We start from the raw sequence: 16800 nt of genomic DNA, 5'->3' as shown, positions 1-16800 counted from the left end.
CTAGGCCGCCAAGGCGGCCACTGGCTACCACGCCGGAGGATGACCTTGCCCTCCTGAACGGCTTTTCCCTCACGCTTCGGCAAGCACGGCAGCTTCTTCTATCCCTACAGAGACAAGGCGCGAGACGCCGGGTTCCTGCATGGTGACACCCATCAGCCGATCTGCCGCTTCCATGGCGATCTTGTTATGGGTGATATAGATGAACTGTACGCTTTCCGACATCTCCTTCACCAGCCTTGCATAGCGTCCGACGTTGGCATCATCCAGCGGTGCATCCACCTCATCGAGCATGCAGAACGGGGCCGGATTGAGCTGGAAGATGGCGAAGACCAGCGCCAGTGCCGTCAGTGCCTTCTCGCCGCCTGACAGCAGGTGAATGGTGGAGTTTTTCTTGCCCGGTGGCCGCGCCATGATCGCGACTCCCGTCTCCAGCAAATCATCACCAGTCAGCGTCAACCATGCGGTTCCGCCCCCGAAGATCTTGGGGAAAAGCGCCTGGATTCCGGCATTGACCTTGTCGAAGGTGTCCTTGAAGCGCACCCGTGTTTCCTGATCAATCTTGCGGATGGCGCGCTCGAGGGTCTCCAGCGCTTCGCTCAGCTCGGCATGCTGGGCTTCCAGATAGTTGCGACGCTCGGCCTGCTGGTCGTATTCATCGATGGCCGCCAGGTTGATGGCCCCCAGCCGCTTGATGCGTTCGCCGATCTGCTCAAGGTTGTGGCTCCAGGCCGATTCGGTGGCATTGGGGTCCAGCTCGTCCTCGAGCTGCGCGATCGCCGCCTCGTCATAGCCCAGTTCCACCAGTTGCTCGTCCTGCGCATCGCCCTTGAGGGTCAGCGCCTGCACCTGCATGCGGCCTTCCTCGAGGCGCTGGCGAATCCCCTCGAGATTGCGCTCATGAGTCTGACGCGACTGTTCCGCCTGACGCATCTGTTCGACCAATTCATGAGTCTTGTCACGACAGGCGTTGAGCTTGGTTTCCTGATACAGACGCGTCTCGAGCAGCATCTCGAGCTTTTCGCGCTCTTCTTCCTGCGGCAGTGAGGCTTCTTCGCGGCTGGCCTCGAGCATCTCGATGCGCTCGGCGAGCTTCTCGCGCTGCTCGACGGCTCGCATGCGCTGGCCCTGCATGCCGTCACGCTCGGTGGTCAGGCGCTGACGCTCCATGTCGAGACGGTTGACCTGCTCACGCGCGGGCGCCAGCTGGGCACGCAGCCCGGCCAGCGCCTCCTGATGTTCGCGCCGTGAACGCTCCAGCGACTCGCGCGACTGGGCATTGTTCTCGACCGCCTCCAATGCCTGCTGCCAGCGCTCACGCGCCTCCTCCAGCGTCAGGGCCTGATTCTCGCGCGTTTCCGCCAGCTGCTCGAGCTCCTCATCCAGCTCACGAGCGCGGCCATCGACATGCTCCAGGCGGCTGGCGATGCCGGCCTCCTTGAGACTGAGTTCACGCTGGCGCTCGCCAAGCTCCCGCTCTTCGACGCGCAGATGCTCGAGCTGCTGCTCGGCGCCGGCAATCTGTTCGGCGGCTGCGGCCAGACGCGTCTCGATCTCCTCGAGACGCTCATCCAGTGACTCGAGTTCCAGCACGACCTGCTCGAGGCGCGCCCGCTGGGCGATGACGCTATCGGCACGTTCACCGGCCACCTGACGGCGGCTCCAGCCCTGCCCCAACCACAGGCCGTCCGGGGTCAGCACGCTCTCGTGCGCGGCCAGCGAATCACGCCTGGCCCAGGCGGCTGCCTGCGACTCGACACAGTGGATGCTGGCCAGCCAGCCGGCCAAGGCATCCGCGCCACTCACCTGCGCCGCCAGGGTGCCAGCGGGTCGGTCTGCCGCGCTGGACGCCGGCGTGCCATCGACCAGCAACAGCTCGCCGCCGGGCAGCTCATCCATCAGCGTGGCCAGACGCGACGGCTCGCTCGCCGCCAGGCGCGCCTTGAGGAAGGGGCCCAGCACCCAGGCACTGGCCGATTCCCAGCCCTCGGCGACCTCGAGCCCCTCGGCCAGCGCCGGGGTCTCGGCGAGCCCATGCTGCTCCAGGTGGCTCGCCAGGCTGTCATCGTCGTCACGCAGCGCCGCGTCGATCAGTGCCTCAAGCGAGGCCTTCTCGCCCTGCAAGACGTTGCGACGCTGGCGCAGCTGATCGCGCTCTCCATCCAGCGCCAGACGATCAGCCTGGGCCTGCTCACGGGCTTCACTGGCCTGCTCGCGACGCGACTCCAGCGATTCGCCGCTGAGCGACAATTCATCGAGCTGCTCGCGCAGCTCCTCGCGGGCTTCACGCAACTCGGCGACATCCGGCAGCTCCGCCAGCTGCTGGCGACGGCGCTCGCGCTGGCGCTCGGCATCGGCGATGGCATTCTCGAGCTGCTGGATCTCGCTCTGGGCCCGCTCGGCGCCACGCTGGGATTCGTTGTCGGCCTGACTGAAGCGCTCCCACTCGCTCTGGCTGTCTTGGCGGCGCTCTTCGGCCTCCTCCAATGACAGCTCGAGCCCTTCGAGGGTCTCGCGGGCCAGCTCGAGTTCCGGGGCGATAACTTCCAGGCGCGCATCGATCATCTCGAGGCGCTCGCCGTCCTCACCCTCGACGCGCTGGATGTCGCTCAGCTCACGCCTGGCCATCTCGAGATCCGCCGCCAGCTGCTGCTCACGGGTGCGGGCATGCTCAAGACTCTGCTCGAGACGCGCGATCTGGGCGCCGGTCTCATAGAAAGCGGCCTGATGGGTTTCCAGCTCTCCCGCCAGCTCGTCGTGCTGATAGCGCTGCTCTTCCAGCTGGCTCTCGCACTGACGCTGACCAAGAATCTCGCGCTCGACGCCGGTTTCCAGCTCCGCGACGCGTGACTGCTGCTCGCGCTGCTGCGCACGCAGGCCCCGCCGACGCAACACGGCCAGCTCGCCCTTGAGGCGATATTCGTCCTGTTTGAGGGTCTGATAGCGCTTGGCGGCCTCGGCCTGACGCTTGAGGCGCTCGAGCTGCTTGTCGAGCTCCTCACGCAGGTCATCCAGGCGCTCCATGTTCTCCTGGGTGCGCTTCATGCGGTTCTCGGTCTCGCGGCGGCGCTCCTTGTACTTGGAGATGCCCGCGGCTTCCTCGAGGGTACTACGCAGGTCATCCGGGCGCGCCTCGATCAGCTGCGAGATCATGCCCTGACCGATGATGGAGTAGGAGCGCGGCCCGAGGCCGGTGCCGAGGAAGACGTCGGCGATATCACGCCGGCGACATTTCTGGCCATTGAGGAAGTAGCCGGACTGGCCATCGCGCGTCACCAGACGCTTGACAGCGATCTCGGCATACTCGGACCAGGCGCCACCGAGGCTGCCATCGGCATTGTCGAAGGTCAGCTCGATGGAGGCCTGCCCCACCGGCTTGCGCCCGGTGGAGCCATTGAAGATGACATCCGTCATCGACTCGCCGCGCAGATTCTTGGCGCTGGACTCGCCCATCACCCAGCGCACAGCATCGATGACGTTCGATTTCCCGCAGCCGTTGGGGCCGAGAATCGCCGTCATGTTGCTGTCGAAGGGCACGGTGACCGGATCGACGAAGGATTTGAAGCCGACCAGCTTGATCGATTTGAGCCGCATTGCGCCTGGCGCGTCCTTGAGTCTGGAGAAAGAAGGTCTGAAGAAATAACTTCTGAAGAAATAAGTTCTAGAGAAAGAAGCTCTGACGCAGAAAAACCTGAAATACCGCGGCGTCGCAGGCCTTTCGATAGGAGCCCGCACCGCCGCAAGGTAAACATGTCCTTACGACGAGACAGCCGGTCATCGAGGGTATTTTCGAAAAACCAGCGCGCAGTCTACCCAAAAGCAGCGATGGCCCCAACCGGCGCAATGACAAACGAAGCCGTCATCGCGCGGGCCAGGGGCCAATCGCGGCTTACTGAGTGACGCGGTGATCGATGCGCAGTGCCAGCGGCGCCTGTGTCGCATCAGCGCCTTTCTCGCCGCCGGCGTCAGCACTGCGGGTGACGATGACATTCTCGAGCTTGCCTTCGAGATCCCCCGGCTGGGCCGTCGGCTGCCCGGAAGCGGAGATACGCGCCACGAGCGTGACGCGCTCGGCCATCGAGAGCCGCGCCATCGGGGCCATGGCGTTGTCGTCCGACAGAGTGAGCGTCAGCGGCAGCTTGTCCGCGGTGGTGCGCACCACTGCCAGCGGCGGCAGCTTGCCTTCGCCATCACGCGCCACGATGAACAGGGTCGCCGCTTCGGCACTGACCGGCAGCGCCGCCAGCTGCGCCTTGAGCGCCGGGTCCAGTGACACCTTGAGCGTCAGGCGTGCAGCGCCCTCCTTGCTGTCCTGATCAGCCGCCGCGCCTTGATCTGGCGCGACCGAGTTGGCCAGGGCGACCGAGGCATCGACATCACCGGCACTGGCCATGCGCTGGCGTGCGGCCTTGATGCCTTCGCGCAGCGCCTTGGCGGCATCGGGATTCTCGAAGCCGGCAATCGCCTTGCGCCAGTAATCGATGGCCTCTGGATAGCGGGCATGATCGAAGGCCTCGATCCCGAGCAGGCCGAGTACCGTCGGCTGACGCGGATCGGCCGCCAGCACTTCATCGACCAGCGTCTGGACCTCCTCGGTCAGGGTGCGCTGGGCGGCGAAGAACTTGAGCTGCGCCAGCTGCGCGATCAGCGCAGGCACGCGGCCTTCGAGCGTGATCAACGTCTCGAGCGACTGCATGGCCTCATCGAGACGTCCGGCATCGCGGTAGAGCGGGAATAGCGCCATCCACACCTTGGCGTTGTCGGGCTGGGCCTCGGTCTCGGCGCGCAGCCGGGCGATGCGCGCCTCGAAGCTGGCGGCATCATGGATCGGCGTGGCGGCAATCGCCTGCGCCAGCGCCAGGTCCCCGCTCGCGCCTTCGCGCTGATACCAGTAGAGCGAGCCCGCCACCATCGCCACCAGCAACACGGGCACCAGCACGCGGCCGCTGCTGGCCGCCTTGAGCGGAGAGCGCTTCAGGGATTCGGCATCTTCCAGCAGGCTGCGTTCCAGCTCGACCCGCCCTTCCGCCAGCGCCGTGTCATCCAGCTCACCGCGCGCATGGCCGCGCTCCAGCGAGGCCAGTCGGCGCCGATAGACACGCACGTTCTCGGCGCCGAGGCTGTCGTTGTCCTCGAACGCCTGCTGATCGGCATGCACACGACGCGCCCGACGCAACGGCAGCAACAGCAGCCAGCCGGCGGGAATCAACAGCACGGCAATCGCCAGCCATAACAGGATCATGAGCGCTCCTTGGCGTTCGGCGAGCTGTCTTGAGTGCCTGACGTCTGCCCATCACTGGCAGCCTCAAGCTCATCGCTGGTCTGCCGGTGCGTCTTGAGCAGCGCCGACAGGCGCGCCTGCTCATCATCATCCAGCGCACGCACTCGCGCACGCCGCCGGGCGCGCACGATCAGGGTCACGACCAGCAAGCCGAGCAGAATCAGGACAGCCGGACCGCCCCACAGCAGCCAGGTGCGCCCATCGAGGCGCGGGTTGTAGAGCACATACTCGCCGAAGCGCGCGACCATGAAATTCTGGATCTCGCTGTCGCTGCGGCCGTCCTTGAGCAGGTCCGCCACGTTCTGGCGCATGTCACCGGCGATGGGGGACTCCGAGTCACCGATCGCCTGGTTCTGACACTTGGGGCAGCGCAGCGCGGCGGTCAGGCTGTCGTAGCGCTTCTGCAGCACAGGGTTGTCGAACTGATGCATCTCGATGGCAGCCTGCGCCTTGCCGGCTGACAGCCAGGCAAGAAACATCAGCACCACCAGCACCTGCACCAGCGGGATGGCGAAACTCCTGAGCACGGATTTCATGAGCTGGCCTCCTCATCGGGCATGCTGGCGGCATCAGTCGCGGGCTCCGCAATGCGCTCCAGCGTCGGCAGGATGACGTCGCGGACATCTTCGGGGCGGATGTAGCCGGTGTGGTGATAGCGGATCATACCCTCGGCATCGACCAGGAAGGTTTCCGGTGCCCCATAGACGCCGAGATCAAAGCCCAGCGAGCCCTCGGGGTCGAACAGATTGACGCTGAACGGGTTGCCGAATTCCTCCAGGAACTGGCGGCCCTTGGCGCGGGTGTCCTTGTAGTCGACGCCGACCATGTGTACGCCGCGGCTGGCGAGATCCAGCAGCTGCGGCATCTCGTGCTTGCAGGTCGGGCACCACTCGCCCCAGACGTTGACGAGGCTGACCTGCCCCTTGAGCAGCGAAGCATCGAGGCGCGCCTGCGGATCACTCAAGGTGCTGAGCGAGAATTCGGGGAAGGGCCGTGACAGCAGCGCGGAGTCCCGTGCGTAGGGGTCATCATCGAGGCGCTGGTAGAGGAAGGCGCCCAGCCCCACCACGACCACCAGCGGCACGAACAGCACCAGACGACGAACATTCATGGGCGAGCCTCCTGTGTGGTGAGGGAGCGGGTGTCAGAGGCCGTGCTGGCCTCGACACGGCGACGATAACGGCGATCCAGCACGGCGATCACGCCGCCCGCCCCCATCAACAGGGCGCCCAGCCACAGCCAGCGCACGAAGGGTTTGACCTGGATGCGTACCGCCCAACTGTCGTCATCCAGCTTCTCGCCCATGGCGACGTAGAGGTCACGCGTGAAGCCGGCATCGAGCGCGGTCTCGGTCATCGGCATGCCGCTGGCCAGGAACAGACGCTTCTCGGGATGCAGTGTCGTCACGGGGTCACCATCTCGGCTGACTTCCACCGTGGCGCGGTCCGACAGGTAGTTGGGGCCGCGATATTCGCCAAGTTCTGTCATGCGGAACTGATAGCCGCCCACGCTGACTTCCTTGCCCTGCACCATGCGCACGTTCTCGGCGACCTCGGTATTGGAGACCAGCGTCACGCCGACGATGGTCACCGCCAGCCCCAGATGCGCCAGCTGCATGCCCCAGTAGCTGGGTGTGAGGCGCTTGAGCCCCGCCCAGCGACCCGCCTTAGAGGCACTCTTGTCCCACAGGTCGCGCAGCAGCGGCAGCACCACCCACAGCGCGATGACCAGTCCGAGCGCCACCGAGAAGCTCCACTCGATATCCAGCGTCAGCGGCAGCAGGCCGCCGATGACGAGTGCCGCGCTGCCGGCCAGCGCCAAGCGACGCGTAAGCTCGCGGCCCGGCATCTGCTTCCAGCGCGAGGCTGGCCCGAGGCCCATGAAGGCACACAGCAGCGTGGTCAGCGGCACGAACAGCGCATTGAAGTACGGCGGGCCCACCGAGATCTTGCCCAGCCCCAGCGAATCCAGCACCAGCGGATAGAGGGTGCCCAGCAGCACGGTGACCATCATCACCAGCAGTACGAGATTGTTGACCAGCAGGAAGGCATCCCGTGACAGCCAGTGAAAGCCCAGCGTCGAACGCACGCGCGGTGCGCGCAGCGCGAACAGCAGCAACGAGCCACCGACGGTGATGCCGAGCAGCACAAGGATGAACAGTCCGCGGTCGGGGTCACTGGCGAAGGCGTGCACCGAGGTCAGCACGCCGGAGCGCACCAGGAAGGTGCCCAGCAGTGACAGCGAGAAGGCGAAGATCGACAGCAGCACCGTCCAGCTCTTGAAGGCGCCGCGCTTCTCGGTGACCGCCAGCGAGTGGATCAGGGCGGTACCGACCAACCACGGCATCAAGGAGGCGTTCTCCACCGGGTCCCAGAACCACCAGCCGCCCCAGCCGAGCTCGTAGTAGGCCCACCAGCTGCCCAGCGCGATGCCGACGGTGAGGAAGGCCCAGGCGATGTTGGTCCAGGGGCGCGCCCAGCGTGCCCAGGCGGCATCGAGACGCCCACCCATCAGTGCCGCCATCGCGAACGCGAACGCCACCGAGAAGCCCACGTAGCCCATGTAGAGCATCGGCGGGTGGATGATCAGCCCGATGTCCTGCAGCAGCGGATTGAGGTCCGTGCCGTCAGCCGGCATGTCCGGCAGCAGGCGCGCGAAGGGATTGGAGGTCAGCAGCACGAAGGCCATGAAGCCGGTGGAGATCAGCCCCATGATGCCCAGCACCCGTGCCAGCATGTCGCGCGGCAGATGGCGCGCGCCCAGCGAGACGGCAAAGCCCCAGCCGGCCAGTATCAGACTCCACAACAGTACCGAGCCTTCATGACTACCCCACACGGCGCTGAACTTGAAGTACCACGGCAGCTGGCTGTTGGAGTTGTTGGCGATGTAGGCGACGCTGAAATCATCCAGCAGGAAGCTTGCGGTCAGGCAGGCATAGGCGATCAGCACGAACAGGAACTGCCCCCAGGCCATCGGCTGGGCGAAGCTCATCCACAGCGGACGGCGCGTACTGGCCCCCGCCAGCGGTACGACCGCCTGCACACAGGCCAGACAGGCGCCCAGAATCAGCGCGAAGTGGCCGATTTCCGGCAACAGTTGCGTCACCATCACGGGGTCTCCTGCGGATCGAGCGCGGCCTTGGCAGCGCTGCTGTCGCTGGTCTTGTTGTCAGCCGCATTGCCGGTCTCGTTGCCCGTCTTGTTCCCGGTCCTGTTACCAGACACATCACGCCCGGAGGCCTTGAGTGCATCGGTCACTTCCGGCGGCATGTACTTCTCGTCATGCTTGGCCAGCACCTCGCTGGCCTCGAGATGCTCACCATCGAAGGTGCCCATCACCACCACGCCCTGCCCTTCACGGAACAGGTCCGGCAGGATGCCCTGATAATGCACCGTCACGTCATGATCGAAATCCGTGACGGTGAAGATGGCATCCAGCGTCTCGTTGTCGCGCCTGACACTGCCATCACGCACCATGCCGCCCGCACGGATCTGCCGCCCCTGAGGCGCTTCGCCACTGGCGATCTGCGTCGGGGTATAAAAGGCGTTGATGTTGGCGCGCAGGGCATAGAGGGTCAGGCCCACCGCGAGGGCGGCCAGCAGCACGATGGCCGTGACGATATACAGGCGCTGCTTGCGTTTGGGAGTCATGGTCAGGGCTCGATCAGGGCAAGGGACGGTCAAGCCTCTCGCGGCCGGCGGGACAACCGCCGCGGGAGGCAGAAAACAGGTTCAATCACGAGAGCTGTGGCGCGAAGCCTGATGTGACGAACGATGCGAAGCGCGGTGTGAAGCAGGGTGCGAAGAATGACGAGAAGCGTCACGGCGCAGGCGGCGACGGATATCCGCCTCCAGCGCGCGACGCGACAGCCGCGTGGCGATCACCAGCCCCACCAGACACGCCGCCGTCAGCCCCCAGGCCGACCACACATACAGTGCATGGCCGCCCATGGCGAAGAACTCGCTGACACTCGAGAAGGCGATGCCCGGCAGGTTCATGGCTTGTCCCCTTCTACCGCGACCACCGCAGCATCGGGGCGCGCACGCGAAGACGGACTCAGCAGATCACGCACCCACTGCTTGCGACTCTCGCGCCTCAGCACCTCGACCCGCGTGCGCATCAGCACCAGCGCGCCGAACAGGGCGTAGAAGCCGATCACCATCATCAGCAAGGGAATCCACATGCTGGCCGGCATCGGCGGCGCTTCGCTGAGCGTGAAGGTGGCCGGTTGATGCAGTGTGCTCCACCAGTCCACCGAATACTTGATGATCGGGATATTGACCATGCCGACCAGCGCCAGGATCGAGGCCGCACGCGAACCGCTGTCACGGCTGGCGAAGGAGCCACGCAGCACGATCACGCCCAGGTACAGGAACAGCTGGATCAGCATCGAGGTCAGCCGGGCATCCCAGATCCACCAGGTGCCCCAGGTGGGGATGCCCCACACCGAACCGGAAAACAGTGCCAGCGCCGTCATCAGGGCACCGACGGGCGCGGCGGCCGTGGCGACCATGTCCGCCAGCTTGATCTTCCACACCAGGAAGAGAAGCGCGCACACCGCCAGCAGCATGAAGCACGACTGGGCGAGAATCGCCGCCGGCACATGCACATAGATGATGCGGAAGCTGTTGCCCTGCTGGTAGTCGGCGGGCGCGAAGGCCAGCCCCCATACACTGCCGGCCACCAGCGCGATGATGGCCAGGGCCCAGAGCCACGGCAGCCAGCGCTGGCTGGCCGCGAAGAAGGTCGCCGGTGCGCCCATGCGATGCAACCACGGCCATAGCCCGCCCTTGCGGGGGCGAACCTTGCGGGCAGGCGCTTGAGGAGAGTCGGAGTCGGCGGTCACACGGGCCTCTTGTCAGGGGCAATGAAGAGCCTTGCGAAAGCCCGAGAATGCTCGGGCAGCGTCATGCAGTTCTTGATCGGGCTAGCCATTGATGCTCAGCCTGAGTCCGGCGGCGATGGCAAGCGGCGCCAGCAGCAAGGCCAGCGCCAGCATCGCGCCCAGAATGGCCAGATGGGCCAGGCTGGGCATGCCATTGACGGCGCTCTGTACGGCGCCGGCACCGAAGATCAGCACCGGAATGTACAGCGGCAGGATGATCAGCGAGAGCAGCACCCCGCCACGCCGCAGCCCCACCGTGAGCGCCGCACCGATCGCGCCGATCAATGACAGAATCATGCTGCCCAGCGCCAGCGAGGCGATCAACACACCAAAGGCGCCGCTCGGCAGCCCCAGCATCACGCCCAGCAAGGGCGCCATCAGCGCCAGCGGCAGGCCGGTCAGCAGCCAGTGGCCCGCTACCTTGGCCAGCACCAGCAACGGCAATGGCTGCGGCGTCAGCAGCAGTTGCTCGAGACTGCCGTCCTCCAGATCCTGCCGGAACAGACCATCCAGTGACAGCAGCGTCGCCAGCAATGCCGCCACCCACAGCAGGCCCGGCGCCAGCGTCGCCAGCAGCGCCTTGTCCGGGGAGATGCCCAGCGGAAACAGCGTGATCACCAGGGCGAAGAACACCAGAGGATTGATCAGCTCACTGCGTCGGCGCAGCGCCTGACGCAGGTCGCGCGCGAGGGTCGCCTTGAAAGCCCCGGCCAGCGAACTGGGGGGCGGGGCCTCGGGCAATGCCGTCAGCAGCTCATGGTTCATGCCGAGGCGCCTTGTATCGAGGCTGTGTCTTTCCCGCCCACGCCCTGCTCTGAACCCTGTTCGGCCTTCTCCCCTTCCTTCGCGCCCAAGCACAGGCGGCGCAAGCGCGAGGCCTGTGAGAAGCGATGATGAGTCGTCATCACCACGCTGCCCCCACGCTGGGCGTGAGCCAGCAGCAGTGCCTCCAGCGCCTGAACGCCGTCGCGATCGATGGCGGTGAAGGGCTCATCGAGCACCCACAGCCGGCGTGGCGTCAGATGCAGCCGCGCCAGCGCGATACGTCGCTGCTGACCGGCGGACAGCTGCTGTGCAGGCACATCCTCGAAACCGGCCAGCCCCACGGCGTCCAGCGCCGCCCAGGCGAGCTCGCTGCGGGCCTCTGACTTTGCCTGCGGCTGACCGCCAAGCGCCTGATACCAGGCAAGGTTTTCCAATGCGGTCAGGGTGCCCTTGATGCCGGGCTGGTGACCCAGATAGAGCAGTGAGCCCAGAAAGTCGTCACGCACCCGCGAGGTGGGCTGGCCGCGCCACAGCACCTCGCCCTCGTAGTCATGGAACTGACCGGACAGAATCTTGAGCAGGGTCGTCTTGCCACTGCCATTGGGGCCCTCGACCTGCAGGATCTCTCCCGCATGCAGCGAAAGATCCAGCCCCTCGAACAGCCAGCGCTCATCACGCTCACAGCCGAGCGCCACGACCGCCAACAGAGGCGGCGCGCTACAGACTTCATCGCTGGCAGGCAGGCTGGGCATCCCGGATTCTCGCGGCTGAGCCGTCGCGGAGTGCGACATGAAGGGCAGACCCTGCGGGGTCACTGCGAGCCATTCTACGAGCTGAGGTCGACACTGACCACCGAGCAGCCGATCACCTGGCCTCGCAGCCCCGCCATGACGGGCAGTCAAGCACTCGAGAAATAAATCAGCGACATGTGGTGCACATTCATACGACACACTTTCGCTGGATTGGCGCTGGTCGATCCGCTCACCTCTTGCCACTTCGCGAGAGCTTGCTATGATGCAGGCACTGTATACAAAAACAGTATCCATACAGTACCTTCATCACACGCCTGCCGAGTGCAGGCACAGACTGATCGGGTCGGCTCAACGCGTTGTCAGCATGTTCGCGGAGCCTAGCAGGCGACAGATGAACTCAGCCTGACGACCCTCCACGCTGCACCGCAGGCCGACGCACCATCCGCGCCGACCGCACGGCATCAGGGGATAGCTCATGTCACGTCTTCACGCTCCGCACTACCTTCAGCGTCTTCACAACCTGCCGCTCAATGACCAGGCCTGGCAGGAAATCACCGCCAGCGACATGATGGATATCCCGCTGCTCGGCAACATCACGGCCGGCATGCCCATCGAAGCCATCGCCGACTGCGGTACTGTTGCCGTGCCGACGCGCATGGTGCGCCGCAATACCTACGCCCTGCGCGTGCGCGGCCATTCGATGATCAACTGCAATATCCATGATGGCGACATCATCATCATCGAACGCAGCGAAAGCGCCGAGAATGGCGAGACCGCCGTGGTGATGATCAACCAGCAGGAAGTGACGCTGAAGAAGCTGTATATCGAGAAGACCGGCGTGCGCCTGCAACCGGCCAACGACAGCATGGCCCCCATCTATCTCAAGAATGCCGATATCGAAGTGCTGGGCATGGTGATGGGCGTGGTGCGCGGCAATGCCGTCACTCACTGAGGGCGACGCTTTGGTAAGATGGTGCCATGACCTATCTGATACCGGCACTGGCGCCCGAGGCGCATCATGAACACAGCATCGAGATCGAGAAGAGCCGCTTCATCGCCTGGCTGGCCCATGCCCCGACGCCAGAAGGCATGACGCGGCTGCTGGCTCAGGCGCATCTCGCCCACCCCAACGCACGCCATCACTGCACGGCGTTCATCGCCGGGGCACCCAATGAGCAGAATGCCATCGGCTTCTCCGATGATGGCGAGCCGGGCGGCACTGCTGGCAGGCCGATGTATCAGGTGCTCGAAGGCAGTGGCGTCGGCCAGGTGGCCTGCGTGGTGATCCGCTACTTCGGCGGCATCAAGCTGGGCACCGGCGGCCTGGCGCGCGCATACAGCCGCGCGGTGCTCGAGGCGCTCGAGCACCTGCCCACCACGACCTTCACGCCGCGCACGCCCAGGCGCCTGAAGGTCGGCTTCGCCCATGAAGCCGATGTTCGCCACTGGTTGAGCGGCTACGATGTGCCGGTGGATGCCAGCGACTATGGTGCCGATGGCGTGGTGTTGACGGCGGGCTGGCCGCAAGGCGGCGCCCAGCCGCCGCTGGAAGAACTGCATGCGCGCCTCAAGGGAGCGCTGGAAGTGCTCGACTCCCGCGACTGATCTGCACCAGCGACTGACCGGCGCCAGCGATTCTCTTTGGCTGTGCACAAACACGAACGCCATCGCCGCCCTTGTCAGGGCGGCGATGGCGTTCGTGTTTTCACTTTTCTCAGCTGAACTGCAGGGCTTCCACCTGATTGGCGATGGCAGCCTTGGCCTCGGCCAGCGAGGCGGCCCTGGGCTCATCGCCCATGCTGAGGCCTTCGGCATACACGAAGTGCTGATCCGTGATGCCCATCAGCCCGAGCATGGATTTCAGATGTGGTGTCTGGGAATCCATTTCAGTGCCCGCGTACATGCCGCCACGCGCCGCCAGTACCAGCGCCTGCTTGCCTTCCAGCAGGCCCACCGGCCCTTTCTCGGTATAGCGGAAGGTCTCGCCGGCGCGCAGCACCCGGTCGAACCACGCCTTCATCTGCGTCGGCAGGCCCAGATTGTAGAGCGGTGCCGCAACGACCAGCAGGTCTGCCGCTCTCAGCTCGGCCAGAAAACCATCGGAAAGTGCGGCGAGCTTGCGTTGCTCGGCGCTACGCTCATCCGCCGGCGTCATCCAGGCCTGCATTTCCGCGCCATCGAGATGCGGCAGGTCACGCTCGACCAGATCATGATGCGTCAGCTGAAATGGCTGCCCGGAGGACTCGAGCGCACTGACGAAGGATGCGGCCAGCGCACGTGAATTGCCCTTGTCGGCGAACAGGGAAGCAGACACCAGCAGGACATTGAGCGAAGCTTTTGACATGTGGAGGGTCTCCATGAAAGTGAGGCGCGATCCTGTCGACGGTGTTCGACCCGATCCGCATGCACAGCATGATAAATGAACCATTCCACACGAAAAGCGACTTAAATCGCCCATATCATTCGAAAAAAGCGAACAATTAGTCAGTCATCACCCTTATTCGACTGCCGACTGATAACGGAACGCCTCGCCACAGCCCTTCAATTTCTGCCCTGCAATCGTCAAGGTCGCCGTCAGTGGATAGGGCGCGCCCTGCATGGAATCGAAGCAGGCGCCCGGCGCGACCACCAGCTGCAATGGCTCGCCCTGCTTGCCGTCAGCCGGGAGTTGCGCCTTGAGCACACGGCTATCGTTTGCCTCATGGGCGACCCGATAAGGCAGCTTCACCACCTGGACACCTGACGAGCGAGCACCAGCCTCCGTTTCTGCAGAGCGCTCGGATGCCTGCGCCTTGTGCGGCGAGTCGAGCAAGCCCTGCATGGCCGTCAGCGTCAGCAGGTTGTGCTCGCTGTCGAGACTGACCTGCCAGCCGGGCTCATTGCCCTGCGCCACCAACAGCGGCTTCTGCGTCGTCGGATGAATCACGCGCCGATCATCCTGCACACATTCCAGATTGCCGCGGGCATTCTGCAACATCGCCTCGGAACCCTTGAACCACACCTCCAGCCCCTCTTCACCGGGCAACGCCTTCACATCACCAGATGCCTGCTCGGCCGGCGATGCACCGGTATTGGCCTGATAGCGCTCGCCCGAGGCACTGACGACCCGCTCCAGGGTATAGGCATGCCGCCGTGACCACAGCCGCAACCAGTCATGCGATGCCTCGGCGTCGCCTTCGCTGAAGGCCATCAGCAGATCCTGCGCCGGAGTACAGCGCCACACCTGATACTCGTTCGCCCGGGGCGGTGGCAGAAAGCTGGAGGGCAAGGTCACCGCAGCGGCCTTGCCCAGCGATTCCGCACTGGGCGGCGCAGGCTTCTTCGCCACCTCATGCACCACGGGGCCCGGGTCCTGCGCGGGGGCCGGCACCTTCAGCGGCGGCTGGCCAGCATCCGTCCCTGTCGTGGCATCCTGACTCCACGGCAGGGAGGTACATCCCGCCAGCAGCAGGGGCACCGCCAGAGGCGACATGCGCAAGCCCGCTCGACCGGCAGCGACTATCCCTGGCGTGAGGCTCGCGGCCCACCTATGGGGCAACGCACGGGAAATGGCAAAAAGACGACAGCAATGACGTGACATGATGAACCCTCCCTGGGCATGTCGGACGACAAGATGCAGCGCAGCACTTTCGCGACGAGACACTGCGGCATGGCTGGACTTCAAGGCGGAGACGGCGGCCTTCCTGGCGCGCCCTGCCAAAGTCTATCAAGCGCAGTGAGGCTTGTGGGGATGGGAATGCACTGAGGGTAAAAGGCGCGTGCCCTGCCGGCCTTGCATGACACCCTCTGCACGGCTGACTCCGGCGCCCTTCGTGTTCCGGCGCCCCGAGTGATACGCGAACCGCCATGAATATGAGACAGTGTCATGAGCGCCCTCGGGCAGCCGCGCGTCATGATGGCAAGCAGGCGGGGAGAAGATCCCGCTGCCACTCCCCCACTGATTCAGTCTCGCGGGAGTGATTGACCCGCTCGCGGCTTGTGCCAGGGATTTCAACTTATCGTTCTCGGCTTATCGTTCTCGGCTTATCGTTCTCGGCTTGCCTGTCTCAACTGGCCTGTCTCAACTTGCCGTTCACAATGCACCTTTCTCACTCAACCTCTCAACATGAGCACCATTCATCATGCTTGAATTGCGCCATCTGCGTACCCTGCTGGCCCTGCGTGATGCTGGCTCGCTGGTCGAAGCCGCGGAGCGTGTCCACCTCACCCAGTCCGCCCTGTCCCATCAGCTGAAGGACCTCGAGGAGCGCCTGGGCGCGCCGCTGTTCATCCGCAAGACGCGCCCCGTGGAGTTTACCCGCGCCGGACAGCGCCTGTTGTCGCTGGCAGAGCAGGTACTGCCTCAGTTCCGCATGGCTGAGCGCGACATTGCTCGCATGGCGGGTAGCGAGCAGGGCCGGCTGCACATGGCCATCGAGTGCCATAGCTGTTTTCAGTGGCTGATGCCGACGGTGGATCGCTTCCGCGATCACTGGCCGGAGATCGAAGTCGATATCCCCTCGGGCCACAGCTTCGCTCCCCTGCAGGCATTGGGCCGCGAGCAGCTGGACCTGGTCATCACCGCCAACCCGGTGGAGATGACCGGCATCCAGTACATTCCGCTGTTCCGCTATGAGGTCATGCTGGCCGTGGCACGCCAGCATGCACTGGCCATCAAGGGCCATGTGGAGCCGCAGGACCTGTGCGACGAGACCTTGATCATCTATCCGGTCGAGCATGATCGCCTGGACGTCTTCACCCAGTTCCTCGAACCGGCCAACGTGAGCCCGCGCGAGATCCGCAGCGCGGAGATGACGGTGATGATGATGCAGCTGGTCGCCAGCGGCCGCGGCGTCACGGCGCTCCCCAACTGGGCGCTGGCCGAGTATCTGACGCGCGATTACGTGCGTGGCCTGTCGCTGGGCGACGGTGTCTGGGCGACGCTTTACGCCGCCGTCAGAGAAGATCTGCTCGGCACGCCGTGGATGGACGACTTCCTGCGTACCGCCCGTGAGACATCATTCGAGGTGCTGAGTGGCGTGAAGCCTGCCTGATACCTGGGCCTCAGTGCTTACGAGGGATAGATACACGAAAGCCCCACTACTCGATGCCTTGCGGCCTATCGAGTGGTGGGGCTTCTT

At 64.8% G+C, this 16800-nt stretch carries 15 protein-coding genes; 3 read left to right on the top strand and 12 right to left on the bottom strand.

Annotation, left to right across the window (positions count from 1 at the left end; genetic code table 11):
* Positions 1-69: 69 nt before the first annotated feature.
* From smc to ccmA, 10 genes are all read right to left on the bottom strand, one after another.
* Positions 70-3591, bottom strand: a complete 3522-nt coding sequence (gene smc / locus QD280_RS10965) for a chromosome segregation protein SMC (protein WP_279839230.1) — start codon at positions 3589-3591, stop codon at positions 70-72.
* Positions 3592-3886: 295 nt separating this feature from the next.
* Positions 3887-5239: a c-type cytochrome biogenesis protein CcmI gene (gene ccmI / locus QD280_RS10960; RefSeq protein ID WP_279839229.1), complete on the bottom strand. Its 1353-nt coding sequence runs from the start codon at positions 5237-5239 to the stop codon at positions 3887-3889.
* A complete protein-coding gene (locus QD280_RS10955; protein WP_347881967.1) occupies positions 5236-5814 on the bottom strand; it encodes a cytochrome c-type biogenesis protein in 579 nt (192 codons plus the stop codon). The genes ccmI and QD280_RS10955 overlap by 4 nt, the downstream gene beginning before the upstream one ends.
* Positions 5811-6389 carry a DsbE family thiol:disulfide interchange protein gene (locus QD280_RS10950; protein WP_279839228.1) on the bottom strand — a complete coding sequence of 193 codons (579 nt, stop codon included), beginning with the start codon at positions 6387-6389 and terminating at the stop codon, positions 5811-5813. The genes QD280_RS10955 and QD280_RS10950 overlap by 4 nt, the downstream gene beginning before the upstream one ends.
* Positions 6386-8386 (bottom strand): heme lyase CcmF/NrfE family subunit, encoded by a 2001-nt coding sequence (locus tag QD280_RS10945; protein ID WP_279839280.1) that lies wholly within the window; start codon positions 8384-8386, stop codon positions 6386-6388. The genes QD280_RS10950 and QD280_RS10945 overlap by 4 nt, the downstream gene beginning before the upstream one ends.
* Entirely contained in the window at positions 8386-8928 is a 543-nt protein-coding gene (gene ccmE, locus QD280_RS10940; protein WP_279839227.1) for a cytochrome c maturation protein CcmE, read from the bottom strand. The genes QD280_RS10945 and ccmE overlap by 1 nt, the downstream gene beginning before the upstream one ends.
* Before the next feature lie 81 nt (positions 8929-9009).
* The gene (gene ccmD / locus QD280_RS10935) at positions 9010-9276 is read right to left on the bottom strand and encodes a heme exporter protein CcmD (protein WP_217485884.1); all 267 of its coding nucleotides are present in this window, start codon (positions 9274-9276) and stop codon (positions 9010-9012) included.
* Positions 9273-10040, bottom strand: a complete 768-nt coding sequence (locus QD280_RS10930; RefSeq protein ID WP_213113760.1) for a heme ABC transporter permease — start codon at positions 10038-10040, stop codon at positions 9273-9275. The genes ccmD and QD280_RS10930 overlap by 4 nt, the downstream gene beginning before the upstream one ends.
* Before the next feature lie 165 nt (positions 10041-10205).
* Positions 10206-10928 carry a heme exporter protein CcmB gene (gene ccmB, locus QD280_RS10925; RefSeq protein WP_279839223.1) on the bottom strand — a complete coding sequence of 241 codons (723 nt, stop codon included), beginning with the start codon at positions 10926-10928 and terminating at the stop codon, positions 10206-10208.
* On the bottom strand, positions 10925-11680 hold the full coding sequence (ccmA, locus tag QD280_RS10920) for a cytochrome c biogenesis heme-transporting ATPase CcmA (protein WP_279839221.1): 756 nt from the start codon (positions 11678-11680) through the stop codon (positions 10925-10927). Before ccmA ends, ccmB begins: the two co-directional genes overlap by 4 nt.
* A 475-nt stretch (positions 11681-12155) precedes the next feature.
* Here ccmA and QD280_RS10915 point away from each other — a divergent pair, with 475 nt between their 5' ends.
* Positions 12156-12632, top strand: a complete 477-nt coding sequence (locus QD280_RS10915) for a LexA family transcriptional regulator (protein WP_043333703.1) — start codon at positions 12156-12158, stop codon at positions 12630-12632.
* 26 nt (positions 12633-12658) lie between these two features.
* Positions 12659-13285 (top strand): YigZ family protein, encoded by a 627-nt coding sequence (locus tag QD280_RS10910; RefSeq protein WP_043333702.1) that lies wholly within the window; start codon positions 12659-12661, stop codon positions 13283-13285.
* A 109-nt stretch (positions 13286-13394) separates the two neighbouring features.
* Here the strand turns inward: QD280_RS10910 and QD280_RS10905 are convergent, their stop codons facing one another.
* Together QD280_RS10905 and QD280_RS10900 are read right to left on the bottom strand one after the other, a co-directional pair.
* Positions 13395-14024, bottom strand: coding sequence for an NAD(P)H-dependent oxidoreductase (locus QD280_RS10905; RefSeq protein ID WP_279839220.1), 630 nt, complete (start codon positions 14022-14024; stop codon positions 13395-13397).
* A 153-nt stretch (positions 14025-14177) separates the two neighbouring features.
* Positions 14178-15152, bottom strand: coding sequence for an MliC family protein (locus QD280_RS10900; RefSeq protein WP_279839219.1), 975 nt, complete (start codon positions 15150-15152; stop codon positions 14178-14180).
* 649 nt (positions 15153-15801) lie between these two features.
* Between QD280_RS10900 and QD280_RS10895 the strand changes: the two genes are divergently transcribed.
* Complete coding sequence (locus QD280_RS10895; RefSeq protein WP_054555293.1) at positions 15802-16713, top strand: LysR family transcriptional regulator; 912 nt, start codon at positions 15802-15804, stop codon at positions 16711-16713.
* Positions 16714-16800 lie beyond the last annotated feature (87 nt).

The sequence above is a fragment of the Cobetia sp. 1AS1 genome, from assembly GCF_029846435.1.
GTDB lineage: Bacteria > Pseudomonadota > Gammaproteobacteria > Pseudomonadales > Halomonadaceae > Cobetia > Cobetia amphilecti.
The sequence above is the reverse complement of the archived record's forward strand: the minus strand, read 5'-3'. Positions and strand labels throughout refer to the sequence as shown.

What these genes read in the sequence shown, in the direction of transcription:
- QD280_RS10900 (WP_279839219.1), bottom strand. Translation starts at nt 15,152, where the DNA reads ATGTCGCCTCTGGCGGTGCCCCTGCTGCTGGCGGGATGTACCTCCCTG.
- QD280_RS10955 (WP_347881967.1), bottom strand. Translation starts at nt 5,814, where the DNA reads ATGAAATCCGTGCTCAGGAGTTTCGCCATCCCGCTGGTGCAGGTGCTG.
- QD280_RS10905 (WP_279839220.1), bottom strand. Translation starts at nt 14,024, where the DNA reads ATGTCAAAAGCTTCGCTCAATGTCCTGCTGGTGTCTGCTTCCCTGTTC.
- ccmE (WP_279839227.1), bottom strand. Translation starts at nt 8,928, where the DNA reads ATGACTCCCAAACGCAAGCAGCGCCTGTATATCGTCACGGCCATCGTG.
- QD280_RS10930 (WP_213113760.1), bottom strand. Translation starts at nt 10,040, where the DNA reads ATGGGCGCACCGGCGACCTTCTTCGCGGCCAGCCAGCGCTGGCTGCCG.
- QD280_RS10945 (WP_279839280.1), bottom strand. Translation starts at nt 8,386, where the DNA reads ATGGTGACGCAACTGTTGCCGGAAATCGGCCACTTCGCGCTGATTCTG.
- QD280_RS10915 (WP_043333703.1), top strand. Translation starts at nt 12,156, where the DNA reads ATGTCACGTCTTCACGCTCCGCACTACCTTCAGCGTCTTCACAACCTG.
- QD280_RS10910 (WP_043333702.1), top strand. Translation starts at nt 12,659, where the DNA reads ATGACCTATCTGATACCGGCACTGGCGCCCGAGGCGCATCATGAACAC.
- QD280_RS10895 (WP_054555293.1), top strand. Translation starts at nt 15,802, where the DNA reads ATGCTTGAATTGCGCCATCTGCGTACCCTGCTGGCCCTGCGTGATGCT.
- ccmD (WP_217485884.1), bottom strand. Translation starts at nt 9,276, where the DNA reads ATGAACCTGCCGGGCATCGCCTTCTCGAGTGTCAGCGAGTTCTTCGCC.
- QD280_RS10950 (WP_279839228.1), bottom strand. Translation starts at nt 6,389, where the DNA reads ATGAATGTTCGTCGTCTGGTGCTGTTCGTGCCGCTGGTGGTCGTGGTG.
- ccmA (WP_279839221.1), bottom strand. Translation starts at nt 11,680, where the DNA reads ATGCCCAGCCTGCCTGCCAGCGATGAAGTCTGTAGCGCGCCGCCTCTG.
- ccmB (WP_279839223.1), bottom strand. Translation starts at nt 10,928, where the DNA reads ATGAACCATGAGCTGCTGACGGCATTGCCCGAGGCCCCGCCCCCCAGT.
- ccmI (WP_279839229.1), bottom strand. Translation starts at nt 5,239, where the DNA reads ATGATCCTGTTATGGCTGGCGATTGCCGTGCTGTTGATTCCCGCCGGC.
- smc (WP_279839230.1), bottom strand. Translation starts at nt 3,591, where the DNA reads ATGCGGCTCAAATCGATCAAGCTGGTCGGCTTCAAATCCTTCGTCGAT.